Origin of the sequence: Pelagibius marinus (assembly GCF_014925385.1) — a bacterium.
Lineage (GTDB): Bacteria > Pseudomonadota > Alphaproteobacteria > Kiloniellales > Kiloniellaceae > Pelagibius > Pelagibius marinus.
Map to the genome: position 1 here is coordinate 174,616 of NZ_JACSDK010000009.1, position 24,337 is coordinate 198,952.

At 69.7% G+C, this 24,337-nt stretch carries 23 protein-coding genes and 1 pseudogene; all 24 read right to left on the bottom strand.

From position 1 onward, the window contains the following. Nucleotides 1-60: 60 nt before the first annotated feature. The 24 genes and pseudogenes from hypF to H7X47_RS10910 all read right to left on the bottom strand — a co-directional run bounded on the left by hypF (nucleotide 61) and on the right by H7X47_RS10910 (nucleotide 24,232). Nucleotides 61-2,355 (bottom strand): carbamoyltransferase HypF, encoded by a 2,295-nt coding sequence (gene hypF / locus H7X47_RS10800; protein WP_193368680.1) that lies wholly within the window; start codon nucleotides 2,353-2,355, stop codon nucleotides 61-63. Between the two features lie 11 nt (nucleotides 2,356-2,366). Then, nucleotides 2,367-3,821: a nickel-dependent hydrogenase large subunit gene (locus tag H7X47_RS10805; protein ID WP_193368681.1), complete on the bottom strand. Its 1,455-nt coding sequence runs from the start codon at nucleotides 3,819-3,821 to the stop codon at nucleotides 2,367-2,369. 10 nt (nucleotides 3,822-3,831) lie between these two features. Next, nucleotides 3,832-4,863, bottom strand: a complete 1,032-nt coding sequence (locus tag H7X47_RS10810; RefSeq protein WP_193368682.1) for an NADH-quinone oxidoreductase subunit B family protein — start codon at nucleotides 4,861-4,863, stop codon at nucleotides 3,832-3,834. Next, nucleotides 4,844-6,211, bottom strand: coding sequence for a sensor histidine kinase (locus H7X47_RS10815; RefSeq protein ID WP_193368683.1), 1,368 nt, complete (start codon nucleotides 6,209-6,211; stop codon nucleotides 4,844-4,846). Before H7X47_RS10815 ends, H7X47_RS10810 begins: the two co-directional genes overlap by 20 nt. A 12-nt stretch (nucleotides 6,212-6,223) precedes the next feature. Then, nucleotides 6,224-7,720 carry a sigma-54-dependent transcriptional regulator gene (locus tag H7X47_RS10820; RefSeq protein ID WP_193368684.1) on the bottom strand — a complete coding sequence of 499 codons (1,497 nt, stop codon included), beginning with the start codon at nucleotides 7,718-7,720 and terminating at the stop codon, nucleotides 6,224-6,226. Between the two features lie 3 nt (nucleotides 7,721-7,723). Beyond that, a complete protein-coding gene (gene hypE / locus H7X47_RS10825) occupies nucleotides 7,724-8,782 on the bottom strand; it encodes a hydrogenase expression/formation protein HypE (protein ID WP_319633590.1) in 1,059 nt (352 codons plus the stop codon). 2 nt (nucleotides 8,783-8,784) lie between these two features. Beyond that, nucleotides 8,785-9,927 (bottom strand): hydrogenase formation protein HypD, encoded by a 1,143-nt coding sequence (gene hypD / locus H7X47_RS10830; RefSeq protein WP_193368685.1) that lies wholly within the window; start codon nucleotides 9,925-9,927, stop codon nucleotides 8,785-8,787. Beyond that, complete coding sequence (locus H7X47_RS10835) at nucleotides 9,924-10,214, bottom strand: HypC/HybG/HupF family hydrogenase formation chaperone (RefSeq protein WP_193368686.1); 291 nt, start codon at nucleotides 10,212-10,214, stop codon at nucleotides 9,924-9,926. The genes hypD and H7X47_RS10835 overlap by 4 nt, the downstream gene beginning before the upstream one ends. Before the next feature lie 14 nt (nucleotides 10,215-10,228). Continuing rightward, nucleotides 10,229-11,107 carry a hydrogenase nickel incorporation protein HypB gene (gene hypB / locus H7X47_RS10840; RefSeq protein ID WP_193368687.1) on the bottom strand — a complete coding sequence of 293 codons (879 nt, stop codon included), beginning with the start codon at nucleotides 11,105-11,107 and terminating at the stop codon, nucleotides 10,229-10,231. Further along, entirely contained in the window at nucleotides 11,107-11,448 is a 342-nt protein-coding gene (hypA, locus tag H7X47_RS10845; RefSeq protein ID WP_193368688.1) for a hydrogenase maturation nickel metallochaperone HypA, read from the bottom strand. Before hypA ends, hypB begins: the two co-directional genes overlap by 1 nt. Further along, nucleotides 11,448-12,605, bottom strand: a complete 1,158-nt coding sequence (locus H7X47_RS10850) for a nickel-dependent hydrogenase large subunit (protein WP_193368689.1) — start codon at nucleotides 12,603-12,605, stop codon at nucleotides 11,448-11,450. Before H7X47_RS10850 ends, hypA begins: the two co-directional genes overlap by 1 nt. Continuing rightward, nucleotides 12,602-13,186, bottom strand: a complete 585-nt coding sequence (gene hybE / locus H7X47_RS10855) for a [NiFe]-hydrogenase assembly chaperone HybE (protein WP_193368690.1) — start codon at nucleotides 13,184-13,186, stop codon at nucleotides 12,602-12,604. Before hybE ends, H7X47_RS10850 begins: the two co-directional genes overlap by 4 nt. A gap of 1 nt (nucleotide 13,187) precedes the next feature. Further along, on the bottom strand, nucleotides 13,188-13,412 hold the full coding sequence (locus H7X47_RS10860) for a rubredoxin (protein WP_193368691.1): 225 nt from the start codon (nucleotides 13,410-13,412) through the stop codon (nucleotides 13,188-13,190). Next, nucleotides 13,409-14,269: a hydrogenase expression/formation protein gene (locus H7X47_RS10865; protein WP_193368692.1), complete on the bottom strand. Its 861-nt coding sequence runs from the start codon at nucleotides 14,267-14,269 to the stop codon at nucleotides 13,409-13,411. Before H7X47_RS10865 ends, H7X47_RS10860 begins: the two co-directional genes overlap by 4 nt. Nucleotides 14,270-14,287: 18 nt before the next feature. Further along, complete coding sequence (locus H7X47_RS10870) at nucleotides 14,288-14,719, bottom strand: thioredoxin domain-containing protein (RefSeq protein ID WP_193368693.1); 432 nt, start codon at nucleotides 14,717-14,719, stop codon at nucleotides 14,288-14,290. A gap of 25 nt (nucleotides 14,720-14,744) precedes the next feature. Beyond that, entirely contained in the window at nucleotides 14,745-15,062 is a 318-nt protein-coding gene (locus H7X47_RS10875; protein WP_193368694.1) for a HypC/HybG/HupF family hydrogenase formation chaperone, read from the bottom strand. Beyond that, complete coding sequence (locus tag H7X47_RS10880) at nucleotides 15,062-15,751, bottom strand: HyaD/HybD family hydrogenase maturation endopeptidase (RefSeq protein WP_193368695.1); 690 nt, start codon at nucleotides 15,749-15,751, stop codon at nucleotides 15,062-15,064. Before H7X47_RS10880 ends, H7X47_RS10875 begins: the two co-directional genes overlap by 1 nt. 305 nt (nucleotides 15,752-16,056) lie before the next feature. Then, nucleotides 16,057-16,803, bottom strand: a complete 747-nt coding sequence (cybH, locus tag H7X47_RS10885; protein WP_193368696.1) for a Ni/Fe-hydrogenase, b-type cytochrome subunit — start codon at nucleotides 16,801-16,803, stop codon at nucleotides 16,057-16,059. An 11-nt stretch (nucleotides 16,804-16,814) separates the two neighbouring features. Further along, entirely contained in the window at nucleotides 16,815-17,384 is a 570-nt protein-coding gene (locus tag H7X47_RS10890; RefSeq protein WP_193368697.1) for a HupE/UreJ family protein, read from the bottom strand. 14 nt (nucleotides 17,385-17,398) lie between these two features. Next, nucleotides 17,399-19,198 (bottom strand): nickel-dependent hydrogenase large subunit, encoded by a 1,800-nt coding sequence (locus H7X47_RS10895; RefSeq protein WP_193368698.1) that lies wholly within the window; start codon nucleotides 19,196-19,198, stop codon nucleotides 17,399-17,401. Beyond that, a complete protein-coding gene (locus H7X47_RS10900; RefSeq protein WP_193368699.1) occupies nucleotides 19,198-20,274 on the bottom strand; it encodes a hydrogenase small subunit in 1,077 nt (358 codons plus the stop codon). The genes H7X47_RS10895 and H7X47_RS10900 overlap by 1 nt, the downstream gene beginning before the upstream one ends. A 215-nt stretch (nucleotides 20,275-20,489) precedes the next feature. Next, complete coding sequence (locus H7X47_RS26090; protein WP_319633591.1) at nucleotides 20,490-21,251, bottom strand: putative sulfate/molybdate transporter; 762 nt, start codon at nucleotides 21,249-21,251, stop codon at nucleotides 20,490-20,492. A 33-nt stretch (nucleotides 21,252-21,284) separates the two neighbouring features. Further along, nucleotides 21,285-21,602, bottom strand: a pseudogene (locus tag H7X47_RS26095) (putative sulfate/molybdate transporter); the annotation flags it as partial. Between the two features lie 158 nt (nucleotides 21,603-21,760). Beyond that, entirely contained in the window at nucleotides 21,761-24,232 is a 2,472-nt protein-coding gene (locus tag H7X47_RS10910) for a heavy metal translocating P-type ATPase (protein ID WP_193368701.1), read from the bottom strand. Between the last annotated feature and the right edge of the window lie 105 nt (nucleotides 24,233-24,337).

Here is a 24,337-nt window from a genome sequence, read left to right on the forward strand (position 1 = left end):
GCCGGAGAGGACGCGCATGCCGGCCGGAGATCACCCGCGGCCGGCCCGCAGGGAAGTGTCTCACCGCAGCGCCGCAATCACCGCCTGGCCGAGCGAGAGGCCGCCGTCGTTGGCGGGCACGCGGCGGTGACTCAAGACCTCGTAGCCCGCCGAACCCAACTCGCGGGAGAGGCCCTCCAGCAGCAATTGGTTCTGCATCACCCCGCCGGAGAGCACGATGCGTCGCAGTCCCTGTGCCCCGGCAAGCGTGGCGGCAGCGCGGGCCAGGGCGTCGACGAGGCCGAGGTGGAAGCGCGCGGCGATGCGCCCCGCCATCTCATTCCGGTCCAGGTCGTCCAGCAGAGCCGTCCAGAGCGGTGCCCAGCCCAGAACCAGGCGCTCTTCCGACAGCAGGGCCACGGGATAGGCCGTTTGCTCTGCCATCCAGGGCCGCGCCAGGGCTTCCAGCTCCATGGCGGCCTGGGCCTCGTGGCTCTGGCCGTCGCGGCAGAGGCCCAGGGCCCCGGCCACGGCGTCGAACAACCGCCCGGCGGAAGAGGCCGGCGGCGCGTTCAGCCCCTGGGCGATCATGCGGTCCAGGGTTTCCAGCGGCCTGCCGGCCAGGCCCGCCGCCTGCGCGCGCCCGGTCATCCCGGCGGCCCTCAAATGGGCATAGGTGTTGCGCCAGGGCTCGCGCGAGGCCCTGGCGCCGCCGGGCATGGCGACCGGCAGGAAATGGCCCAGACGCTCGAAGCCCGCGTAGCCGCCGGCCAGGAACTCGCCGCCCCAGATAGTGCCGTCCGCGCCGAAACCGAGACCGTCGAGGATGAGGCCCAGGGCCTGCTCCTCCCCCGGCGCCAGGCCGTGTTCGGCCAGGCAGGCGGCGAGATGGGCATGGTGGTGCTGCACGGTGACCAGGCGCGCGCCGGTCTCTTCCGCCAGGGCCGCGCCCCACTGGGTGGAGAGGTAGTCGGGATGCTTGTCGACGGCGATGACCTCGGGATCGAAGTCGTAGATCTGCCGGTAGAGCGCCAGCATGGCGCGGTAGTCGGCGTGGGTCGCCACCTCCTCCAGGTCGCCGATGTGCTGGGAGACCACGGCCTGCCCCTGGCGCAGCAGGCAGAAGGTGGCCTTCAACTCGCCGCCCAGGGCCAAGACTCGCGGCGCCTCCTTGAAGGGCGCGGCGAGGTTCAGCGGTGCCGGCGCCATGCCCCGCGCCCGGCGCAGCACTGACGGCCCCGGCGCATCGAGGCGGATCACCGAGTCGTCCAGGCGGTTGACGATGGCGCGGTCGTGCATCAGCCAGGCCCCGGCGATGCCGGCGAGGCGCGCGCGGGCCTCGGCGTTGCCGGTCGCCTGCGGCTCGTCGCTGCGGTTGCCGGAGGTCAGCACGATGGGCCCCCCGACGGCGCGCAGCAGCAGGTGGTGCAGCGGCGTGTAGGGCAGCATGACGCCGAGGCTGTCCTGCCCCGGCGCGACGCCTTCCGCCAGGGCTTCCCCTGCCGCGCGCAGCAGCACGATAGGCGCGGCGGGGCTTTCCAGCAGCTCGGCTTCTGCGTCGCTCACCCGGGCAAAGCGCCGGACCATGGCAAGATCGCGGGCCATGACGGCAAAGGGCTTGCCGTAACGCCGCTTGCGCGCCCGCAGCGCCGCCACGGCCTCGGCGTTCAGGGCATCACAGGCCAGGTGGAAACCGCCGATGCCCTTCACCGCGACGATGCCGCCTTCCCTGATCAGGCGCGCCGCCTCCGCCAGCGGGTCCGCCACCGCCTGACGCCCCTCTTCCGTCTCCAGCCACAGCCGCGGCCCGCAGTCCGGGCAGGCGTTGGGCTGGGCATGGAAACGCCGGTCGGCCGGGTCCTCGTACTCGCGCCGGCAGGCCGGGCACATCTCGAAGACGCTCATGGAGGTGGTGGCGCGGTCGTAAGGGATCTCCCGCACGATGGAGAGGCGCGGGCCGCAGTGGGTGCAGTTGGTGAAGGCGTAGCCGTGACGCCGGTCGGCGGGGTCCAGCACCTCGGCGAGACAGGCCTGGCAGGTCGCGGCGTCGGGGACGATGCCGGTATGGACGGCGCCCTGGCCGCTCTCCGCGATGCTGAAACCGCCGGCGGGCGTGCGGCCCGCCAGGGCCTCGGCCTCCACCGCGTCGACGCGCGCCAAGGGCGGTGCCTCGGTCCGCAGGGCCTCCAGGAATCCCGCCAGGGCGGCGGCTTCGCCCCAGGCCTCGATCTCCACGCCCTCGCCGTCGTTGCGCACCAGCCCCGCCAGGCCCGCGTCCCGCGCCAGGCGCCAGACGTGCGGGCGGAAGCCGACGCCCTGGACCAGCCCGCGCACCCGGATGCGGCGGCCTTCGGTCTGGGCGAGCGGCAGGGCCATGGCGTCGCTCCTCAGTGCACCGTGCAGACGAGGCAGGGATCGAAGGAGCGCACCACGTGCTGGACCGCCACCGGCTCGGTTTCGCCCGGGCGCAGCGGCGCGCCGACCAGCGCCTGCTCCAGGGCGCCGGGCGTGCCCGCCGCATCGCGCGGCGAGAAGTTCCAGGTGGTGGGCGCGATGATCTGGTAGTTGGCGATGACGCCCTTTTCCACCTTCAGCCAGTGGCCGAGGGAGCCGCGCGCCGCCTCGGTGAGGCCGACGCCCTGGGCCGCCTGCGGCGTGAGCGCATGGTCGATGAAGCGCTCACCGGGGCGCACCTCTTCCACCCAGCGCTCCATGGCCATGACCACCAGGGCGATCTCCAGCAGGCGCGCCACCACGCGGGAATGGACGTTGCCGCCGCCGGCCGCCACCAGGTCGCGGATCAGCGGGTGGCCCGCCACCGCCTGGCGGGCCAGCGCCCCGGTCTCGATCACCTTGCCGTCCAGGCGCGGCGCCTTGCACCAGGTGTAGCCATCGCTTTGCTCTCCGTCGGGCCTGGTCTCGCCCTCGAAGGGCGCCTGCGGGCCGTCGGCCTCGCGGTACCAGGCATGACTCAGATCCTCGCGGATCAACGCCGTGTCCAGGCCCGCGACCTCTTCGCCGCGCGTGAAGACCCCGCGCCGGAAGAGCGCCGCCTCCCCAGCCCCGTAGGCGCCATAGCTCATGAAGCGGTCGCCGGCGCGGCCCAGGCGCTCCAGCTCCAGCGCCTCGGAGATCATGAGGAAGTGGCGGAAATCGCTGCTGACCGCCGGGCGCTCCTCGGCCCAGGCGGCCAGCTCGGCGGCGGAGGCCAGCGCGGCGATGCGCTCCAGCGCGTCGCCGTAGAGGTGGCGTTCGAGATAGCGGCGAAAGGCGGCCAGCACCGCGGCGAGGCGCGCCAGCTCGTTGGCGCTGACCGCCCGGGTCGAGCCGCCGGGCTGGATGCCCAGGGTGTGCGGCCACTTGCCGGCGAGAAGGCCCATGACGTGCATGAACTGGGCGCGCGCCGGCAACACGTCCTGGGCCGCCGTGCCCTTCACCGCCCGGAAGCGGTCCGCCGCTTCGGCGTACCAAGGCTCCCCGGCATAGGCCTCGCGCGCGAAGTCCGGCATGAAGAAGAGGTAGAAGTGGGTCAGGTGGTCGGCGACGTTTTCCGCCGCGTGGATCAGGTTCACCGCCAGGCGCCCGTTGGGCGGCATGACAACACCTTGCGTCTCGGCCAGGGCGTAGGCGGCGGCCACCGACTGGGAGACCGAGCAGATGCCGCAGATGCGCGGGGCGTAAACCAGGGCGTCGGCCGGCGGCTTGCCGCGCAGGATCTGCTCGAAGCCGCGGTAGAGCGGCGAGACCACCCTGGCCTCGCGCACCGCATCGCCGTCGATGTCGAGCTTCACCTCCAGGTCGCCCTCGACCCGGTTGAAGGGGCCGACGATCAGCCGGCTCATGGGAGGCGGCTCATGACGTCTGCTTCCGGCGGTCGACCGGCGGCAGCACCAGGTGATCCTCGACCGCGTTCTTCTTCAGCCGCGCCGGCGTCGCCGCCTTGGAGAGGGAGGCGAGCGCCACGAACCAGGCCTTGGGCATGTCGGTCGGCAGGCCGATGGGAATGCCGGAGACTTTCGGCGTCTCGGTGAAGGTGTGGCCCGGTTCCTCGAAGACCGGGGCCGTGCAGTTGATGCAGGGATAGCCGCCGTCGATGCAGGAGCCGGAGCCGTTCCACGGCCGGATGTTGCAGTCGGCGCGCGCCTGGGTGCCCTTGCAGCCCAGGTTCTCCATCATGCAGCCCAGGTCGCAGAGCTTCTCGGCGCTGGCCTTGAACTCGTAGAACTCGTTGCGCGCGCAGCCGTGGTGGACGAGGTGCACCGTGTAGGCCAGCGGGCGTTCCCACTCGTCCAGGTGCTGGGCGGTGAAGCTGCCGGCGGCGATCTGGTGCAGCGCCTCGGTCAGCCAGTCGGGATGGATGGGGCAGCCGGAGATGTTGACGACCGGCAGGCCGGCGCGCGAGCGGAAGTCGGCGCCCAGCAGGCCGCCGGCCTCCGTGCCGTCGTAGGCCAGGCCGCAGGCCTCCACCTCGTTGAGGCCCGCCGCGGTGATGCCGCCGAAGGCGGCGCAGCTGCCCACCGCCACCACGTAGTCCGCCTGCTGCGCCAGGTCCTTGAGCCAGGCCATGACCGGGCGGTCGCTGCCCGACATCATGTGGAAGCGCCCGCTGCCGTTGGGCCCGCGCATTACCGCGCCCTCCAGGCAGAGGATGTCCAGCGGCTCCTCCCCGGCGGCGATGCGCTCCAGGAGCTCGATGACGCCGCGCCCGCTGAGCTCGCTCAAGGAGGGGTGCCACAGCACCTCGATGTTCGCTGCCTCGAAGGCGGTCAGCAGGTCGGGGCCCTCGGCGCCCAGCAGCGACAGGGTGCAGCCGCCGCAGCCGCCGGACTGCAGCCACAGCATCCTGAGGCGGCGCTTCCCGCCGTTAGTCTTCGGCTGGGCCATGATCCGGTATCCTGAGGGTGAAGAGAGCGCCGCCGCCGGGCCGGTTGGCCGCGGTCAGGTCGCCGCCGTGCTTCTGCGCCATGGAATAGCTGACGTAGAGGCCGAGGCCGGTGCCCTGGCCGATGGGTTTGGTGGTGAAGAAGGGCTCGAAGATCTTGTCCAGGTCGCCCGCGGCGATGCCGCTGCCGTTGTCGGCCACCTCGACCAGGATGTCGGCGCCCTGGCGGCGGGCGGCAATCTCGATCGCGCCGTCGTCGCGCCCCGCCAGCACATCGGTGGCGTTCTGCACCAGGTTGACGATGATCTGGTGCAGGTGCCCCTTGCGCCCCACCATCTCCAGGCTGTCCGGCAGATCGAAGCGCACCTGGGGCTTCACCCGCTCGGCCTTGATCACCCAGTCGGTCGCCGTGCGGATCAGCTTCACCAGGTCGAAGCCTTCCTGGGTTTCCTCCTGGTTGCTGGAAAAGCGGCGCAGGTCCTGCACGATGTCGCTGACCCGCTCGGCGCCCTCCAGGGTGCCTTCCACCAGGGGCGAGATGTCGCGCACCACCCGGTCGATCTTCAGTTCCTCGCGCAGGGCTTTCAGCTCCGGGCAGGCGTCGTAGCGCTCACAGGCCTCCAGGTACCTGGTGATGGCGATGCCGTAGCGCTTCAGCGCGTGCATATTGCCGAAGACGAAGCTGATGGGATTGTTCAGCTCGTGCGCCACGCCGGCCACCAGGCGGCCCAGCGCGGCCATCTTTTCCGAGGCCACCAGTTGCTGCTGGGTCTGGGTCAACTGCTGGTGCGCCAGGTCCAGTTCGCGGTAGGCGCGGCGCAGTTCGCCCACCGGGCGGCCGACCAGCACCATGCCGGCCAGGCGCCCGCGGTGGTCGCGCCGGGCGGTGCAGTTCATGGCCAGCGGCGCGGCATGGCCCTCGGCATCCACCAGCGAGACCTCGCAGTCGGCCAGCTGCCCGTCCTTCTGCACACGCTCGGGAAAGGCGGTGACGGTGGCGTGGCTCGCCGCCTCGAAGATCTCGGTCAGCGGCAACCCGGCCAGCTCCGCCTCGCGGCGGCCGAGCAGCTTCTCCAGCGCCGGGTTCACCTGCTGGATGCGGCCCTGCAGGTCGCAGACGATAAGCACGTCGGTCATGGCCGCCAGCACCGAGCTGATGAAGGTCTGCGCCTCCTCCAGCCGGGCGTTCTGCTTTTCCAGCAGGGTCTGCGAGGCGATGAGGTCGGCGTAGACCTCGTCCATCTTCTGGACCACCTCGATCCAGGCCTCCTCGCCGGCCCCGATGGGCAGGTCGGGGTCGTGCGGCGCTGCCTTGTGGCGCTTCACGGCGTGCGGGTCGGACCAGGCCATCGGCGGAAATCCTCAGGAAGTCGCCGCGCGGCGGGCCGGCAGGGGTTTGACGTTGGCGAGGCCATAGCGCTCTATCTTGCTGCGCAGCCCCACCCGTGACAAGCCGAGCTCCCGCGCCGCCTTGGACTTGTTCCAGCGGTGGCGGATCAGGGTCTCCTTGATGATGCGCGCCTCCAGCAGGCTGATGCGGTCCTTCAGGGTGCCGTCCAGCCCGGCGATGACGTCCTCGGCGGCCTCCTCCTCCTCGGCCGGGGCGGCGCGCAGGATGTGGCGCGACAGCAGCTCGGCGCCCAGTTCCCGGCCTTCCTCGCCCACCACCAGCAGGTGCTGAATCTCGTTCTGCAGCTCGCGCACGTTGCCCGGCCAGTGGTAGCCCTTCAGGCACTCGACGGCCTCCGCGCTGATGCCCGGCACCTGCTTGCCGAGCTTGGCCTCGGCGCGCTGCATCAGCTCTCCGACCAGCACCGGGATGTCGTCGCGGCGGTCCTTCAGGGCCGGCAGGCGGATCACCATGCCGGCGAGGCGGTAGTAGAGGTCGGCGCGGAAACGGCCGGCGCGCACCTCCTCCTCCAGGTCGCGGTTGGTGGCGGCGATGACGCGCACGTCGACCTTGCGGGTCCTGGCACTGCCCACCGGGCGGATCTCACCTTCCTGCAGCACGCGCAGCAGCTTCACCTGGAAGGCCGGCGAAACCTCGCTGATCTCGTCCAGGAATACGGTGCCGCCGTCGGCGCGCTCGAAAAGGCCCACATAGTCCTCCACCGCGCCGGTGAAGGCGCCGCGCTTGTGGCCGAAGAGCTCGCTTTCCAGCAGCTGGTCCGGCAGGGCGCCGCAGTTCTCCACCACGAAGGGCTTGTTCCAGCGCAGGCTGCCGTAGTGCAGGGCGCGGGCGGCCAGTTCCTTGCCTGTGCCCGAGGCGCCGGTCAGCACCACCGGCACGTCGTAGGGCGCGACCTGGCGCAGGGTCTCGCAGACCTTGTTCATGGGGCTGTCCGGCCCGCGCACGATGCCGTCGTCGAAGTCGTAGTCGCGGCGCAGGGCCTCGCGGCGGTTCACCACCACCTTCTTGGCGACCGAGGGCGACATCTTCATCTCGACGGCCAGCAGCTCGTTCTCGCGCTGCAGCTCGTAGAGGCGCACCGCGTTCTTCAGCGTCAGGATCAGGCTGTCCGGGTGCCAGGGCTTGGTGATGTACTGGTAGATGCCGGCCTCGTTGATGCCGTCGATGATGTCGTGGGCGTCGGTGTAGCCGGAGACGATCATGCGGATAACGTCGGGCCAGCGCTCGCGCACCGTCTTCAGGAATTCGACGCCGGTCTGCTCCGGCATGCGCTGGTCGCAGAGCACCACCTGCGCCCATTCGTTCTCCAGCACCTCGGTGGCCGCGCCAATGGTGGCCGCCGTCTTCACGTCGAAGTCGTCGGAAAGGATGCGCTCCAATGACTCAAGCGAACGCACCTCGTCGTCGATGACCAGGATGGTGGGCAGGGTGAGAGACCGGTCGCTCATGGCTCAGCAGATCCTCGGCAGCTGCTCGCCGGCCAGCCAGTCGACCACGCGCCCGCCGCCGAAAGAGGTGCGCATCTGCACCATGGCGTGCGGGTCCTCGGTGACCTGGCCGATGAGGGCGGCCTCCCGCCCCAGGGGATGGGCGCGCAGGACCTCCAGCAGGCGCCCGGCGTCCTCGGCGTCACAGAGGCAGATCAGCTTGCCCTCGTTGGCGACGTAGAGCGGGTCGAGGCCCAGCAGCTCGCAGGCCGCCGTGACCTCCGGCTTCACCGGAATGGCTTCCTCTTCCAGGACCATGCCGACACCGGCCTGGCGGGCAATCTCGTTCAGCGTGGCCGCGAGGCCGCCGCGGGTCGGGTCGCGCAGCACCGCGATCTCCGGCACCGCGGCCACCATCTCGGCCACCAGCCCGTGCAGGGCGGCGCTGTCGGAGCGGATCTCCGTGTCGAAAGCCAGATTCTCGCGCTGGGAGAGGATGGCGATCCCGTGGTCGCCGATCGAGCCCGACAGCAGGATGGCCTGCCCGGGCCGCGCGCGCTGGGCCGAGATCTCGACGCCCTCCGGCACCACCCCGATGCCGGTGGTGGTGATGAAGACGCCGTCGCCGTTGCCCTTCTCGACCACCTTGGTGTCGCCGGTGACAACCGGCACGCCGGCCTCGCGCGCCGCCGCGGCCATGGAGATGACGATGCGCTCCAGGTCGGCCAGCGGAAAGCCCTCCTCCAGGATGAAGCCGGCCGTAAGGTAGAGCGGCTTCGCCCCGGCCATGGCCACGTCGTTCAGGGTGCCATGCACCGCCAGCGAGCCGATGTCGCCGCCGGGGAAGAACAGCGGCGAGATGACGTGGCCGTCGGTGGAGATCGCGAGGCGGCCCGGCGGCACAGCGCAGAGCGCCGCGTCATGGCCCTGGCGCAGCAGGGCGTTGTCCAGGTGGCGCAGGAAGAGATTGTCGATCAGCTCGGCCATGCCGCGCCCGCCGCCGCCGTGGGTCATGTTGACGGTGCCGCGCAACGTCGACGTTTTTGCCGGGGCCTTATGTTTTGTCATCTTGGGGGCGATCATGTTCATGCCGCCGCTCCCTTCTTCTGCTCTTCAGGGCCCCGGAAGCGTCCGTAGCTCCAGTAGGCGGCGCAGGCCCCCTCGGAAGACACCATGCAGGAGCCCATGGGATTGTCGGGCGTGCAGACCGTGCCGAAGAGCTTGCAGTCCGTCGGCTTCTTGGCGCCGCGCAGGATGGCCGGGCACTCGCAGGACTTCACCTCGCGGGAGTCCTTGGCGGCCAGCGGGAAGCGCTGCTCGGCGTCGAAGGCGGCGTAGCGCGCGCGCAGCTTCAGGGCGCTTTCCGGGATCGCGCCGAGGCCGCGCCACTCGAAGCTGCGGCGCGGCTCGAAGACCTCGGCCACCAGAACCTGGGCCTTGAGGTTGCCCTCGGGCGTCACCACGCGGGTGTACTCGTTCTCCACCTCGTGGCGGCCCTCGTTGATCTGGCGGATCGCCATGAGGCTGGCCTGCATGACGTCCAGCGGCTCGAAGCCGGCGATGACGACAGGTTTTTTGAAAGTCTCCGCAAAAGGCTTGTAGGGATTGGAGCCGATCACCGAGCTGACGTGGGAGGGTCCGAGGAAACCGTCGATCTTCACCTCTTCCTCGCCCGCCGTTTCCAGCAGGTGGCGCATGGCCGGCGGTGTCATCACGTGATTGGAGAAGACCGTGAAGTTGGTGAGGCCCAGGGCCTCCGCCTGCTTCACCGCAACCGCCGTCGGCGGCGTGGTGGTCTCGAAGCCGATGGCGAAGAACACCACCTCGCGCTCCGGGTTGTCGCGGGCGACCTTCAGGGCGTCCAGGGTGGAATAGACCATGCGCACGTCGGCGCCGTCGGCCTTGGCCCGGATCAGGCTGCGCTGCTTGGTGCCGGGCACGCGCATCATGTCGCCGTAGGTGCAGAGGATGACCCCGTGGCGCTCGGCCAGCTCCACCGCGTCGTCCAGACGGCGCACCGGCAGCACGCAGACGGGGCAGCCGGGGCCGTGCACAAACTCCACGTTGTCCGGCATGAGGTCCTGCACGCCGTAGCGGAAGATGGCGTGGGTGTGGCCGCCGCAGAACTCCATCAGGTGGTAGTCGCGCCCGGTATCGCTTTCGCGGGCGATGGCCTCGGCCAGGGTGCGGGCCAGGCCGCGGTCGCGGAATTCGCGGATGTACTTCATGGCGTCTCTCCCCCCTGGACGTCGCCGGGCACCTCGCCCTGAACGGGCGCCAGCTCCATGACCTCCTCGCTCAGCACGCCGGCCTCGGCCATGAGCTTCAGGGTGCGCTCGGCCTCCTCCGGGCTCACCTTGTGCAGCGCGTAGCCCACGTGGATGAGCACGAAGTCACCCAGGGCCACGTCCTCCACCAGCGCCAGGGAGATTTCCTTGGTCACGCCTTCCAGGGAGACGGTGGCCATGCCACCCTCGCCCAATTCGACCACCTTGGCCGGCAATGCCAGACACATGATACCTCTCCCCCTCAGCCTGTTTGTGCGTTGAATTGAGAAGCTGCGGCGCCCTGTGTCGCTTCGACCCGCTCGCGCGCCGCCGCGATCCAGGCCAGCCATTCAACCAGGCCCTCGCCGCTGCGCGCCGAGACCCGCAGCACCTCGATTGCCGGATTGACCTTGCGGGCGTTGGCGACGGCGGCTGCCACGTCGAAGTCCAGGTGCGGTAACAAATCAGTCTTGTTCAGCAGCACCAGGTCGGCGGCGGCGAACATGTCCGGGTATTTCAGCGGCTTGTCCTCGCCCTCGGTGACCGAGAGGATCGCCACCTTGTGCGCCTCGCCCAGGTCGAAGGCGGCGGGGCAGACCAGGTTGCCGACGTTCTCGATGAAGAGGACGCTGCCGGCGGCGGGGTCCAGGTGCTCCACCGCGTGGCCCACCATGTGGCCGTCCAGGTGGCAGCCCTTGCCGGTGTTGATCTGCAGCGCAGGGGCGCCGGTGGCGCGGATGCGCTCGGCGTCCGCCGAGGTCTGCTGGTCGCCCTCGATGACGTAGGCGGGAAAACGTCCCTCCAGTTCCTCGATCGTACGGACCAGCAAGGTGGTCTTGCCGGAGCCGGGGCTGGAGACCAGGTTCAGCGCCAGGATACCGCGTTCGGCGAAGAAGCGCCGGTTGGCGGCGGCGTAGCCGTTGTTCTTTGCCAGGATGTCCTGCTCCAGGGTCACCAGGCGGCTCTGGCTCATGCCGGGCACGGCGACGCCGGCCGGACCCTCGCCGTAGTGGTGCAGCTCGCAGTGGTCATGGGCATGATCATGGTGATGATCGTGGCCGTGGTGGTGATGATGGTGATGGGGCACGGCGGAACCTTCGATCCGCACTTCCCCTTCACCGCAGCCGCAGACGTTGCACATCAGTTCACCTCCAGTTCCTTGATCCGCAGTTCCTCGCCGCCGGTCACCTGCAGCTGGTGCGAGCCGCAGCGCGGGCAGGCATCGAAGCGTTGACCGATGGGCACCGTGGCGGCGCAGGGCAGGCACCAGGCTTGCGCCGGACACTCGATGATTTCCAGGCTGGCTTCGGCCGCCAGGGAGTTGCGCATGACCACGTCGAAGCCGAACTTCAGGGCCTCGATCTCCACGCCCGAGAGTGGGCCGATCTCCAGGCAGACCCGCTCGACGCGGGAGAAGTTCTGCAGCCGCGCCTGTTCCTCCAGGGTCTGCAGGATGCTCTGGCAGATCGACATCTCGTGCATCAGGCGGCCCTCACTTCGTGGCGGACGCAGGGGTCGACGGCGTTGACCAGCAGCTCCGCCAGGCGCCGGCGGGTCGCCGCCTCCGCCGCCGGCAATCGGGAAAGACTGCGTTGGGCGATGCCCGCGGCATCGAAGTTCCAGCGCGTCGGCGCCAGGATACGGTAGCGGGCGACGGCGCCGTCGCGCAACTCCACCGCATGAATGAGCAGGCCGCGCGCCGCCTCGACCGCGGCGAAACCGACCCCTCCGCCCCGCGGCGCGTGCAGGGGCGGCGGCGTTTCCTCCTGAACGAGCGCGCGCAGCACCGCCGGCAGGCCCGCCAGTTCCACCAGGCGGGCGGTGAGCCGCGCGGCCAGGCCGCCGCTCTCCAGGCTCGCCAGCAGCGGATCGTCCAGATTGCGGGAGAAGGGCGTGGTCTCGGGCAGGGCCGCACCGGCGGCCAGCGGCAGCTCGCCGCCGTGCTTCAGCCAGGCCCGCAGGTCCTCGGCCGCCGGCACCGTCAGAGGAGTGGCCTGAACCGCCCCGGCGTCGCGCCAGCCGTTCTCCTCCACGGCGGCCAGCAGTTGCCCGGCGAGGCAGCCACTCTCTTCCGCCCAGGCCCGCAGGCCGTCCCAGCCGCGCCGCGCCCGCCAGTCTTCCAGCGGCTCGCCGAAGATCTCGCGGACCAGCAGGTCCTCCGCCGTGCCGATGACTTTGAGGGCTGCCACCCTGTCGGGGGCGGCTTCGCCGCCCAGGGCGAAGGGCGCTTCTTCCCCGAAGAGCGCCGCCGTCAGCGCCGGCAGCAGCTCCATCACCGGGCGCAGGCGTTCGGCCTGCGGCGGCAGGCCTAGAAAGCCGGGCCAGTCGAGGGCGATGCGCAGGCTGTGCTCGCGCAGGGTTTCCATCCCGGTCAACGCCGCACGCGCCGCGCGGGTCTGCGCAGACGGCGCGCTGCCGAGGGCCTGTTCCAGGGCGGTGACCGCCGCCTGGCTCTGGGCGGTGCCGCAGAGCGCGTAGACCAGCGGCACCAGGGTGAGTGCTTCCTCCGGCCTGCGCCCGCGCAGCAGCCCGCCGATGTCGCCGGGTTCGGTGAAGGCGATCCGGGCCGGGGCGCCACGCGGCAGGTCGATGACGACGCGGCCTTCTAGTGTCCGGCCGGGAGAGAGGACGCCGCTCATGCCTGGCTTTCCTCTCTCGCGGCAGGACCGCGCAGGAAGGCGCGGCGGCTGACGGTGGTGGGTTCGCTCCGGGATTCCTCAGCCCCCTCCGCTTCCGGTTCGGACTCTTCCTCCGCCGGCAGTTCGCCGCGCCAGATCATCGCCATCTCCGCTTCCGCCGGCTCTGCTTCGTCGGCGGCGAAAAGCTCCTCAAGCGCCGCCGCCGCCGTCGCCTCGGCGGCCTCCTGATCGGTGAACTCCAGGACCGGGGAGAAGAGCGAGCACATCCAGTAGCCGCCCAGGGCCTCTTCGCGCCCGCGGATGAACTCGAAGGCGCCGGCGGGAAAGGCGAAGCTCCGCTTGCTGCCGACCGGCAGATCGTCTTCTTCCTGCTGGCGCGGCAGCAGCATGAGGTTCAGGAACCAGGGGGTGATGAGGACCGAGAGCCAGAAGCCCTGCCACTCGCGGGTCCCCACCGCCTGCACCCGCAGCGCCGCGTTGAGGATCGGGACGCCCTCCATGCGCGTCGCGCCGATCGCCGCGAAGCAGCGTTCCAGCTGTTCTGCGGTTTCCTGGGCGGCGATGGTTTCGGGCGTGTCCAACTCAAACCTCTTCGATCACCATGAAGTCCGCCTTGGCGCCGTCGCAGTTCGGGCAGGTCCAGTGCTCGGGCAGCTTGGCAAAGGGCGTGCCCGCCGGCACCTGCCAGTAGTCGTCGCCTTCGGCCGGGTCGTAGACGTGCCAGCAGATCTTGCATTCCAGCCTGCTGTCGGCCTTCAGCTTGGCGGCGTCGCCGCCGTAGGACCCGGCGAAGAAGGACTCGCTCACCTGTAGACCTCCAGGATCTCGTGCAGGCGCTCGGCGGACTCGGCGATGTCCTCCGCCGCCGCGCAGACCACCTCCGGCATCTTCGAGATCTCGATGGAGTTCAGGATCAGCGCGTCCTGGGAATTGTAGAACTGCACCCACCAGACCGAGTGCGTGCCGCTGCTGGTCACCCGGCAGTTGCCGTAGCCGCGCGAGAGGATGGTGAGCGGCCCCTCGCCCAGCAGCCCGGCCAGGAGCGCCAGGTCGGCCTCGGTGTGCGGCAGCAGCGAGAGGTTGATGACATGCGGGGCAGCGCCCCCAACGCCCTGGGCCGCCACCTGCGGAATGTGCTCGTTGATCTCCGGCAGCAGCGGCGGGGCGTTGAAGACGTCCGGCGCGAAGCTCTCCGGAATCGTCACCGCCGGCCGGGCGTCCTTGAAGGCCAGGGCCGCCACGCTGGTCGGGAAAGTGCCGACCTCGATCTCGTCGCGCACCACCCGGCCCTCGCCGTCCGTGCCGCGCACCCGCCAGACCCCGGCCAGCACCGCTTCCTGGGCCTGCAGCTCGGCGCCGGCGACCACCGAGACCTCGCCCTCGCCCAGCACCTGGTTCACCAGTTCCAGGTTGGCGGCGTCCAGCCCCGCCAGGGAGACGATGTTGTGGGCGCCGTCGCGCTCATAGTTCTGCAGGCGGGCGAGAACTTCCGCCAGCGCCGTCTTGGCCGCTTCCAGGCCCGCCGTGTCCTCCGGCTCCGGCAGGTCGGGGGCCGCGAAGGTCATCATCGCCGCCGGCATCTGCATGTATTCCAGCTGGCCGCCGTCCTCGTCACCCGGCTGGCTTCCGGGGCCGAGAAAAGAAGAGATGGGTGTGTCGCTCATGATCTTTCTCCGCCGGTGTCAGTGGGCCTGCTGGGGAACGCCGCAGCCTTCGGGGAACTTGAAGGGCGGCGGGTCGCTGGGCTCGGAGGTCAGGAGGGCGCGGATCTGTTGCAGATAGTCGATCCAGTCCTGCACGCCCTGAATGGCGCCGAGATATTGGCCGCGCCGCAGAAAGACCAGCGTCGGGTAGGCGTTGAAGCGGTAGCGGCGCTGCAGCGCGCGCTCAGCCTCGCGGGCCACCACCAGCGGGGTGAAGGCGCCGGCGAAGGCCTTGTCGAGCTCGGGCAGGATCACCGCCACGTCGTTGCTCTCGGCCATGCGCTCGGCATCGCCGGCGAAGAACAGCGCCGCATGCTCCAGAGCGCCCGCCGCCGCGTCCAGATTGTCCTCGTCGGCGACCTTGTAGCCGTGGCGTTCGATGATCGACTGCAGCAGGGGGGAAAAGCTCATGCGCTCTTGCTCCTTCAGAGTTTTTCTAGGCTTTGTCTTCTTCGGGGAACCGGCGCAGGTGGTCCGGCAGTTGCGGTTCGCGGTCGATCAAGTCGGCGAAGAGGTGCTCGAAGCCCGCTTCGCCGCGCTGGACCATGGCCAGGGCCTCCAGGGCATCGGCGGCCTGCGCCGCCCGCTCCGCGCTGATCACCTCGCGGGCCGCACCCAGGAAGACCATAACCCAGCTGCCCGGCGCGGGGTTGCCGACCAGGCGGGTGTCGACCCGGTGGCGGCCGTCGCGGGCCTGGCAGAGCGCCTCGCCGAAATCGGCCTCGATGACCTGCATGGGAATGCCGATACACATCAGCGGGGCCTTGCCGGCTGGCTGAGCAGTTGGTCGATCTCGGCCTCGAAGTCCTCGGGACCGCGCCAGCCCTCCGCCGTCAGAACGCGGGCATCACCCTGTCGCAGGGCCGCCGCCGCGTCCGGGCGGCCGGCCTCGTAGCGCGCCAGGCTCATTTCGCTGGAGGCGATGGTGATGTCGTCGTCGAGGGGCTGTGCGCGGCGCCGGGCGGTGATGCCGCGCCGGGCGAGATAGTCCAGCGCCACCTCGATGGCCGGGGCGATCTGCGCCTTCACTTCGGGGCGCAGGCTGCCGCCGTAGTCGTCCAACTCCACCGGCTGCACGCCGATGAGGAGCTGCTCGGCGGGGGCGTCGCCCAGCATCTCGGCCATGGCGAGAACTTCCTGGAAGCCGGTCTGGTGCAGGGAGATTTTCTTCACGCCCAGGAACTTCGGCACCTCGTCGCCCTCGGCCAGCTTCAGGCTGCCGGGCGCCAGGCCGAAGTCGACGGCGTCGAAGACCACCAGGATGTCGGCCTCGCGGATGTGCTGGACCAGGTAGATGCCCTGGGTGCCGCCGTCCATGAGGCGCACGTTGTCGGGAAAGGACCAGCCGCGGTGCAGCTCTTCCACGGCGCGGACGCCGAAGCCCTCGTCGGCCCAGAGAAGATTGCCGATCCCCAGAATAAGCACCGACGGCGTATCTGCCATCGCGGCTCCCTCCCAAATCCTTGGTTTTCTCAGGGGCGCTCTGCGGCGCCCTTTGGGTGGTTAACAGCAAGACGCATGCCAACGACCAGGTGAAAGTAACTATCCGGAATCGCTGCACTCTCCGGAGAGCCGCCGACGATGGAAGCAAACCTTCCATCCAGATCATAATCAAATTGGAAGATTGCTTACCACTTCTTATCCCGCCGCAAAAAAAGAGGGCGGGGCCGAAGCCCCGCCCCTGCGAGGGGGAAAGTGCCTGACAGAGGTTGGGTTCTGTCGACGGCCCCGTGGAAACCTTCAGAACGTCAAAGCCCGTTGTCGCCCGGTCCGCCGTCACGGAAGGTCCGCCAGCCGGAGAACATGGAAGAGATGATCGACTGGCGCGACATGATGTCTTCGCGCACCGCCGCGTAGATGTGGACAACGGCAAAGCAGATGAGCACCCACATGCCCAGGTGATGCCAGGTGTGGACGTCCTGGCTCTGGCCGAACAGCGGGATCACCCAGCTGGAGAAGAGGTCGAACTGCCAGGACCCCATGCCGGTGCCTTCGCCGTAAAGCGCCAGGCCGGTGACGATCATGAAGAGGATGCCCCAGACGAACATCACGTGCATGACCAGGGTGGCGAGCGGGTTGTGCCCGGCGTACTTCAGCGGCTGCTTGGCGATCATGGCGTACCACAGCACCTCGTGCAGCAGCTCCTTCCAGAAGCGTCCGCGCCACACCGGCGGCAGGAAGATCTGCCTGGCGTGGCTGTTGCCGACGATGGCGCAGTAGACCCTGAGGGCGAAGCCGACGATGAGGATGTAGGCGGCCACGAAGTGGACCGCGCGGATCCAGCCGAAAAGGAAGGAGTTGCTGGCCTCGCCGGTCACCGAGGGCGGCGGCGAGCCGATGAAGTAGCCGGTGAGGCACAAGGCGAGGATGCTGAAGGCGTTCACCCAGTGCCAGAGGCGCACCGGCGCCTGGTAGACATAGACCGCCTCTTCCTTGTGGGGCGCATGGGCCGCCGCGGCGGCGACCGACGGTTCGATGGAAGTCTCTGCGTTCATGGCGCGCCCTCCTATCCGGCGACCAGCGCCAGGCCGGCGAGGCCAAGCCCCAGGCCCGCCGCCGGCAGGCCGTAGCGCCAGCGCGCCAACATCTGCCCGGCCGCGAAGCCGCCAAGGTGCAGGCCCGCGCTGGCCGCGAGGAAGCCCACGAAGTAGCCGCCAAGGCCGCCCACGGCCTCGGCGCCGTGGGCCTGGCCGTGCAGCAGGGCGAAGCCGCCGAGGACGGCGAGCCCCAGGCCCGCCGGCAGGCGCCGGGCGGCGAAGACCATCGCCCCCAGCACCACCACGGAGGCCAGGATGCCCGGCTCGACGAAGGGCAGGGCGCCGCCGGCCAGGCCGGTGAGCCCGCCAACCGCCAGCAAGGCGAGGAAGAGCGCCGGGCCCCGCCAGGCCCGCACCGCCGGCTGGGCCGCGGCCCAGAGCCCGACGGCCAGCATGACCAGCAGGTGATCGAGGCCGAGGAAGGGGTGGGCAAGCCCCGCCGTGAGGCCGCTCACCGCACCGCCGGTGTGGGCCGAGGCCGGGCCCGCGAGAGTCGCCGCGGCCAGGAAGCCGGCGGCAGGCAGAAAGATCTTTCGCATGTTCGTTCCCTCCCTCAGCGCACTTTCACTTCGGCCAGCTCCTCGCCGTCCGGACCCATGACGTGGGTCGAGCAGGCAAGGCAGGGGTCGAAGCTGTGGATGGTGCGCAGGATCTCCACCGGCTCCTCGGCGCGCTCCACCTTGGTGTTCATGAGCGAGGCCTCGAAGGCGCCGATGTTGCCCTCGTTGTCGCGTGGCGAACCGTTCCAGGTGGTCGGCACGACACACTGGTAGTTGTCGATCTTGGTGTCCTTGATCCTGATCCAGTGGGCCAGGGCCCCGCGCGGCGCCTCGGTGAAGCCGACGCCCTTGACCTCCTTCGGCCAGGTGGCGGGATCGAACTTCTCCACGTTGGCGGTGGCGCTGTCGCCGGCCTTGATGTTGGCGATCAGCTTGTCCATGAAGTAGCGCTGCATCTCAGCCGCCCACTGCGCCTCCAGCGCCCGCGCCGCGGTACGGCCCAGGGTGGAGAACAGCGCCTCGACCGGCAGGTCGAGGGCACGCAGGGTGCGGTTCACCTGGTCGGTGATCACCTCGTGGCCCTGGGCGTAGCCGACCACGTAGCGGGACAGCGGCCCGACCTCCATGGCATGGCCGCGCCAGCGCGGCGCCTTGATCCAGGAGTACTTCGCCTGCTCGTCCAGCTGCTCGATGTTGGTCCTGGTCCCCTTGGCGTTGGGTCCCAGGGCGTAGTTCGGCTCGGTGATGCCGTCCCAGGGATGCAGGCCCTTGGCCTCGTCCGGGTAGCTGTACCAGGAGTGCGGCACGAACTCCTGGATCTGCTCGGGATCGCGCAGGTCGACCGGATGCACCTCCTTCAGGTTACCGTTGATGACGGCGCCCTGGGGCATCATCAGGTTCTCCGCGGAGTAGTCGTTGGCCCGGTCCGGGATGTCGCCGTAGGCCAGCACGCTCTTGCCCGACAGGCCGCCGCCGTAGAGCCAGTCCTTGTAGAAGGAGCCGATGGCGAGGATGTCCGGGATGTAGACGTTGTTGACGAACTCCAGCGAACGGTCGATGACGCCGGAGACGTAGTTCAGCCGGTCCATGTTGATCGGCGCCCCGGCGGCCATCTCGCCGTCGATGTTGATGGCGCAGGGCACGCCGCCGACCAGCCAGTTCGGATGGGTGTCCTTGCCGCCGAAGATCGTGCGCGTGGTCATGATCTCCTTCTGGAAGTCGAGGGCCTCCAGATAGTGGGTGACGGCCATGAGGTCGGCCTCCGGCGGCAGCAGGTAGGCCGGGTTGGTCCAGTAGCCGTTCTTGAAGGGCCCGAGCTGGCCGGACTCGACGAACTTCTTCAGCCGGTTCTGAATGTCGCGGAAATAGCCCGGCGAGGATTTCGGGTGGTGCGGCGAGACGCTCTGCTGCAGCTCCGAGGTCGCCTTGGGGTCCGCCTTCAGGGCGTTGACCGGGTTCACCCAGTCCAGGGCGTGCAGGTGATAGAAGTGCACCAGGTGATCGTGCACCTGCAGCGAGAGCTGCATGATGTTGCGGATGGAGTTGGCGTTCTCCGGGATGTCGATCCCGAGGGAGTCCTCCACCGCGCGCACCGAGGTCAGCGCGTGGGTGCCGGTGCAGACGCCGCAGATGCGCTGGGTGAAGGCCCAGGCGTCGCGCGGGTCGCGGCCTTTCAAGATCACTTCCAGCCCGCGCCACATGGTGCCGGTGGAAACCGCGTTGCGGATCATGTTCTGCTCGTCGATGTTCACCTCGCAGCGCATGTGCCCCTCGATCCGGGTCACCGGATCGACCACCACGCGCTGGCCGGAGGTATCGAGATCGAAGCCGTTGGGCGTTTGTGTCATCGCCATCAGTTGTCACCCCCCTTTTGACGCGCCCGTTTGACGGCGCTGGCGCCGGCATGGGCCGCGACGGCCACCCCGACGGCGGCCGCGGCGGTCCCGCCGATCTTGTCTGCGTTGGCCTCGATGCCGAAGCCGTGGACGTCGGTCAGCCGGTCGTAGAAGCTGCCCTTGTCCCAGAAGCCGTCTTCCGAGCAGCCGAAGCAGGGATGGCCGGACTGGATGGGGAAGGACAGGCCGCCATTCCAGCGCACGGTGGAGCAGGCGTTGTAGGTGGTCGGCCCCTTGCAGCCGACCTTGTAGAGGCAGTAGCCCTTGCGCGCGCCCTCGTCGTCGAAGGACTCGACGAACTGACCGGCGTCGAAGTGCGGCCGGCGGTAGCACTTGTCGTGGATGCGCTGGGAATAGAACATCTTCGGGCGGCCCTGGCGGTCCAGCTCGGGGAAGCGCTCGAAGGTCAGGATGTAGGTGATGACCGCGGTCATCACCTCGGCGATGGGCGGACAGCCCGGCACCTTGATGATCGGCTTGTCGGCGATGCCCGGCACCTTGTGCACCGGCGTCGCCCGCGTCGGGTTGGGCCGCGCCGCCTGCACGCAGCCCCAGGAGGCGCAGGATCCCCAGGAGATGATGGCCTTGCAGTGATCGGCGGCGTAACGCAGCTGCTCGACGAAGGGCTTGCCGCCGATGATGCAGTACATGCCGTCTTCGTTGAGCGGCGGATTGCCTTCCACCGCGAGGAGGAAATTGCCGTCGTACTTCTGCACCGTCTCCTCGATGATGGCCTCGGCCTGGTGGCCCGCCGCCGCCATGATGGTGTCGTCGTAGTCGAGCGAGATCATCGACAGGATGACGTCCTTGGCCAGCGGATGGGCCGAGCGGATGAAGCTCTCCGAGCAGCAGGTGCACTCCAGGCCGTGCAGCCACAGCACGGGAATGCGCGGCTTGGTTTCCATCGCCTCGGCGATCTTCGGCGCGAAGCTGGGCCCGAGACCCAGGGCCGCCGCCGTCAGGCTGCAGAATTTCAGAAAGCTTCGGCGGGTAATCCCCTGCCGCCGCATTACCTCGTAGAACGTCTCGGTCATGCTGGGCTGTCCCTCCCCTTGTTGGACCCCGAGAACGGACAGACTCCGCCTCAGGTTCGAGAGAGCATCAGCAAGGCCCGTGCCAGATCTGCGATGTCGTGGTTTTCCGGGGGGTTAAGCCGCAGGGCTTCGCGAGTTGCGGGGAGAAGCGGAAAGCCGCAGCGGTAAGGCAAAAGCCGTTTTGGCTGCTTGCTTTCCAGCCGGCGGCGGAAGCGTCAGTCGCTGCGCGAGCCGCGGCGGCTGACGAAGTCGCGCGCCAGGGTGCGGCCGAATTCGATGGTGCAGCCGACCGCCAGGCCGACGGCGGCGTCGACCAGCAGGGTGGCCAGCGCGGTCAGGCCGATGGCCGGCCAGCAGTCCGGCCGCGCATCGAAGAGACGCTTGGAGATCGCCAGCTCGGCGCCGGCCAGCACCAGGAAGGCGCCCACGGCGGCAAGCGGGATCATGGCCAGCAGGCCGACGGCCGCATCGGCGAAGAACAGCGCCAGCACGAACAGGAGAGCGCCGATCAGCAGGGGCGCCGTACCGCTGCGCGCGCCGAAGCGGTGGTGCGCCTGCAGCCCGCCGGCGCCGTGGCACATGGGCAGGGCGCCGAAAGGCGCCAGCAGCAGGTTGGCGGCGCCGGAGGTGAGGCAGAGGCGCTTTTCGGAAACGCGCGCGCCCGCTTCCGGGTAGAGCGCGCGGGCCAGGGCGGCGGTCACGATGACCGCGTTGGTGACGGTCAGGGCGATCTGCGGCAGCACCGCCTTGTGCAGGGCCGCGCCCATCTCGGCAAAGCCGGGCAGCACCACCGCCGGCAGGCCGAAGCGCGGCGCCAGCTCGCCGGCCAGTTCCGCAAAGGGCGGCGCCAGGCCCGCCGCCTGGCCGGCCAGCAGCGCCACGGCCAGGCCGATCAGCGTCGCCGGGCAGCCGCGCAGGAAGGTCAGCACGCCCAGCAGCGCCAGCATGCCGAATCCGAGCCAGGGCACCTCCAGCATCAGCTTCAGGCCGATGAGGGCGAAGCTGAGGCCCAGGCCGAAGCGCAGGCCGGCGATGACCGAGGGCGGGATGGCGCGGGACAGGCGCTCGATGGCGCCGCTCAGGCCCAGCACCAGCAGCACCACGCCGAGGATCATGCCGGTGGCGGCGACGGCGCCGGGCGGCAGGCCGGAGGTGACGATGACCGCCGAGACCGCCTTCATGGGCTGCACCGGAAGCGGCAGGCGGTAGAAGGCGCCGGTGAAGAGGTAGAAGAGGCCGAAACCGAACAGCACGCCGCCCGAGGCCAGCCCGCCCACCGTCAGCACGGAAATCACGTGCGGCAGGAAGGTGCCGAGGTCGCCGAAGGCGCCGCCCGCTTCACGGGCGGTGGGGCGGGAGCCGGGCGAGGGCCCCGGTTCTCCTGGTCCTGGCCGCCCGGCCCCGGGCCGGCAAGGCGAAACGGTAGCACGGAAGTTCCCGCGAAAACTGGCCTTTTCTGCGGACCGGCGGGCCTGTGACCGGCGTCCTAGAGCCTGACCCGGCGCAGCCTCAGGGCGTTGGTCACCACGGAAACCGAGGAGAGGCTCATGGCCGCCGCGGCGATGATCGGCGAGAGCAGCAGGCCGAAGACCGGATAGAGCACGCCCGCGGCGATGGGTACCCCCGCCGCGTTGTAGAAGAAGGCGAAGAAGAGGTTCTGCTTGATGTTGCCCATGGTCGCCTCGGCAAGGCGGCGGGCGCGCACGATGCCGTTGAGGTCACCCTTCACCAGGGTGAAGCCGGCGCTTTCGATGGCCACGTCGGCGCCGGTGCCCATGGCGATGCCGACGTCGGCCTGGGCGAGCGCCGGGGCGTCGTTCACGCCGTCGCCGGCCATGGCCACCTTTGCGCCTCCAGCCTGCAGCTCCTTGATGATGCGCGCCTTGTCCTCCGGCAGCACGTCGGCGCGGATTTCGTCGATGCCGAGACGCCCGGCCACCGCCCTGGCCGTGCGCTCGTTGTCGCCGGTCACCATGACGATGCGCAGGCCCTCGCCGTGCAGCGCCTTCAACGCTTCCGGCGTGGTTTCCTTCACCGGGTCGGCGACGCTGACCAGGCCGGCGACCTTGCCGTCGACCACCACGAACATCACCGTCTCGCCCTGGTCGCGCCTCGCACCGGCCTCCTCAGCGGCGTGGCCGCTCTCAAGCCCGAGTTCGGCCAGCAGCGCCGCGTTGCCCAGCGCCACGTCACGGCCGTCAACCCGGCCGGTCACGCCCTTGCCGGTCAGCGCATTGAAATCCTCGGCCTTGGCGATCGCCACGCCGCGCTCCGAGGCGCCGGCGACGATGGCCTCGGCCAGGGGGTGCTCACTGCCACGCTCCAGCGAGGCGGCGAGGCGCAGCAGCTCGTCCTCGGAGCTGCCGTCCTCCGGCAGCACCGCCACCAGCTTCGGCTTGCCGAGGGTGAGCGTCCCGGTCTTGTCGACGATCAGAGTGTCGACCTTGGCAAAGCGCTCCAGCGCCTCGGCGTTCTTGATCAGCACGCCGGCCTGGGCACCGCGCCCGGTCGCCGTCATGATCGACATGGGCGTTGCCAGTCCCAGGGCGCAGGGGCAGGCGATGATCAGGACCGAGACCGCGGCCACCAGCCCATAGGCCAGGGCGGGAGACGGACCCCAGATCGACCAGGCGACGAAGGCGAGCAACGCCACCAGCACCACCGCCGGCACAAAATAGGCGGCCACCTGATCGACCAGCTTCTGGATCGGCGCGCGGCTGCGCTGCGCCTCGGCCACCATGCCGACGATCTGCGAGAGCACCGTGTCAGCGCCGACCCGTTCGGCTTCGATGACCAGGGAGCCGCTGCCGTTGAGCGTGGCGCCGGTCACCTGATCGCCCACCGCCTTTTCCACCGGCACCGGTTCGCCGGTCAGCATGGATTCGTCGACCGACGAATGGCCTTCAATCACATGGCCGTCGACCGGCACCTTGTCGCCCGGGCGCACCCGCAGGTGATCACCGACCTTCACTTCCTCCAGCGGGATCTCCTCTTCTTGTCCGTCCGGGCGGACCACCCGGGCGGTCTTGGCCGCCAAGTCCAGCAGAGCGCGGATAGCCCCACCGGTGCGCTCGCGCGCGCGCAGTTCCAGCACCTGGCCCAGAAGGACCAGCACCACGATGACCGCCGCCGCCTCGTAGTAGACGGCAACCTGGCCCTCCGGCCCACGGAAGCCGGCCGGGAAGATCTGCGGTGCCAGGGTCGCCACGACGCTGAAGAGATAGGCCGCCCCGACGCCCATGGCGATGAGCGTGAACATATTGAGACTGCGGTTGACGACCGACTTCCAGCCGCGCTGGAAGAAAGGCCAGCCGGCCCAGAGGACCACCGGCGTCGAAAGAATCAGCTCGGCCCAGGAGGAAATGCCCTCGCCCAACGCCTCGCGCAGCGGCAGGCCGAAATGTGGCGCCATGGCGAGAACCAGGACCGGCAGCGTCAGCGCGGCGCCGATCCAGAAGCGCCGGGTGAAGTCCACCAGTTCCGGGTTGGGGCCCTCCTCGCCGGTGGGAATGCCCATGGGCTCCAGCGCCATGCCGCACAGCGGGCAGTCACCCGGCCCGTCCTGGACGATCTCCGGGTGCATCGGGCAGGTGTACTGGGTGCCCGCCGGCATGGGCTCCGGCGCCGGCCGGCCGGCCAGGTATGTCTCCGGCCCGGACTCGAACTTCTCCTGGCAGCGCGCGGAGCAGAAATAGAAGCGCTGGCCCGCGTGCTTGGCGACATGGCGCGCACTCGCCCGGTCCACCGACATGCCGCAGACCAGATCCTCCGCGGTGATGTAGTCCTCGGGCGCAGCGGCGAACTTGTCGCGGCAGCCGCCGGCGCAGAAGTGATAGAGGTGGCCGTCATGCTCGTAGGTCGGCTTGCCCGCCGCGGGGTCCACGGTCATGGCGCAGACGGGATCGCGGACGACCTCCGCTGGAGTTTGACTGTCATGCTGATGGGTTGCGGTGGCCATGATCGACTGCCTTTTCCTCACGAGCCGGCCCCTATGCCGGCACTTGGCCTCTAGGTAGGGCTTCCAGTCACTGGAAGGTCAAGAGATGCTCCCCGCGGGGCGGAA

Excerpts from the sequence above, each read along its gene's own strand:
- hypF (WP_193368680.1), bottom strand. The coding sequence starts at position 2,355 with ATGGCCCTGCCGCTCGCCCAGACCGAAGGCCGCCGCATCCGGGTGCGC.
- H7X47_RS10805 (WP_193368681.1), bottom strand. The coding sequence starts at position 3,821 with ATGAGCCGGCTGATCGTCGGCCCCTTCAACCGGGTCGAGGGCGACCTG.
- H7X47_RS10810 (WP_193368682.1), bottom strand. The coding sequence starts at position 4,863 with ATGGCCCAGCCGAAGACTAACGGCGGGAAGCGCCGCCTCAGGATGCTG.
- H7X47_RS10815 (WP_193368683.1), bottom strand. The coding sequence starts at position 6,211 with ATGGCCTGGTCCGACCCGCACGCCGTGAAGCGCCACAAGGCAGCGCCG.
- H7X47_RS10820 (WP_193368684.1), bottom strand. The coding sequence starts at position 7,720 with ATGAGCGACCGGTCTCTCACCCTGCCCACCATCCTGGTCATCGACGAC.
- hypE (WP_319633590.1), bottom strand. The coding sequence starts at position 8,782 with ATGATCGCCCCCAAGATGACAAAACATAAGGCCCCGGCAAAAACGTCG.
- hypD (WP_193368685.1), bottom strand. The coding sequence starts at position 9,927 with ATGAAGTACATCCGCGAATTCCGCGACCGCGGCCTGGCCCGCACCCTG.
- H7X47_RS10835 (WP_193368686.1), bottom strand. The coding sequence starts at position 10,214 with ATGTGTCTGGCATTGCCGGCCAAGGTGGTCGAATTGGGCGAGGGTGGC.
- hypB (WP_193368687.1), bottom strand. The coding sequence starts at position 11,107 with ATGTGCAACGTCTGCGGCTGCGGTGAAGGGGAAGTGCGGATCGAAGGT.
- hypA (WP_193368688.1), bottom strand. The coding sequence starts at position 11,448 with ATGCACGAGATGTCGATCTGCCAGAGCATCCTGCAGACCCTGGAGGAA.
- H7X47_RS10850 (WP_193368689.1), bottom strand. The coding sequence starts at position 12,605 with ATGAGCGGCGTCCTCTCTCCCGGCCGGACACTAGAAGGCCGCGTCGTC.
- H7X47_RS10865 (WP_193368692.1), bottom strand. The coding sequence starts at position 14,269 with ATGAGCGACACACCCATCTCTTCTTTTCTCGGCCCCGGAAGCCAGCCG.
- H7X47_RS10870 (WP_193368693.1), bottom strand. The coding sequence starts at position 14,719 with ATGAGCTTTTCCCCCCTGCTGCAGTCGATCATCGAACGCCACGGCTAC.
- H7X47_RS10875 (WP_193368694.1), bottom strand. The coding sequence starts at position 15,062 with ATGTGTATCGGCATTCCCATGCAGGTCATCGAGGCCGATTTCGGCGAG.
- H7X47_RS10880 (WP_193368695.1), bottom strand. The coding sequence starts at position 15,751 with ATGGCAGATACGCCGTCGGTGCTTATTCTGGGGATCGGCAATCTTCTC.
- cybH (WP_193368696.1), bottom strand. The coding sequence starts at position 16,803 with ATGAACGCAGAGACTTCCATCGAACCGTCGGTCGCCGCCGCGGCGGCC.
- H7X47_RS10890 (WP_193368697.1), bottom strand. The coding sequence starts at position 17,384 with ATGCGAAAGATCTTTCTGCCTGCCGCCGGCTTCCTGGCCGCGGCGACT.
- H7X47_RS10895 (WP_193368698.1), bottom strand. The coding sequence starts at position 19,198 with ATGGCGATGACACAAACGCCCAACGGCTTCGATCTCGATACCTCCGGC.
- H7X47_RS10900 (WP_193368699.1), bottom strand. The coding sequence starts at position 20,274 with ATGACCGAGACGTTCTACGAGGTAATGCGGCGGCAGGGGATTACCCGC.
- H7X47_RS26090 (WP_319633591.1), bottom strand. The coding sequence starts at position 21,251 with ATGCTGGAGGTGCCCTGGCTCGGATTCGGCATGCTGGCGCTGCTGGGC.
- H7X47_RS10910 (WP_193368701.1), bottom strand. The coding sequence starts at position 24,232 with ATGGCCACCGCAACCCATCAGCATGACAGTCAAACTCCAGCGGAGGTC.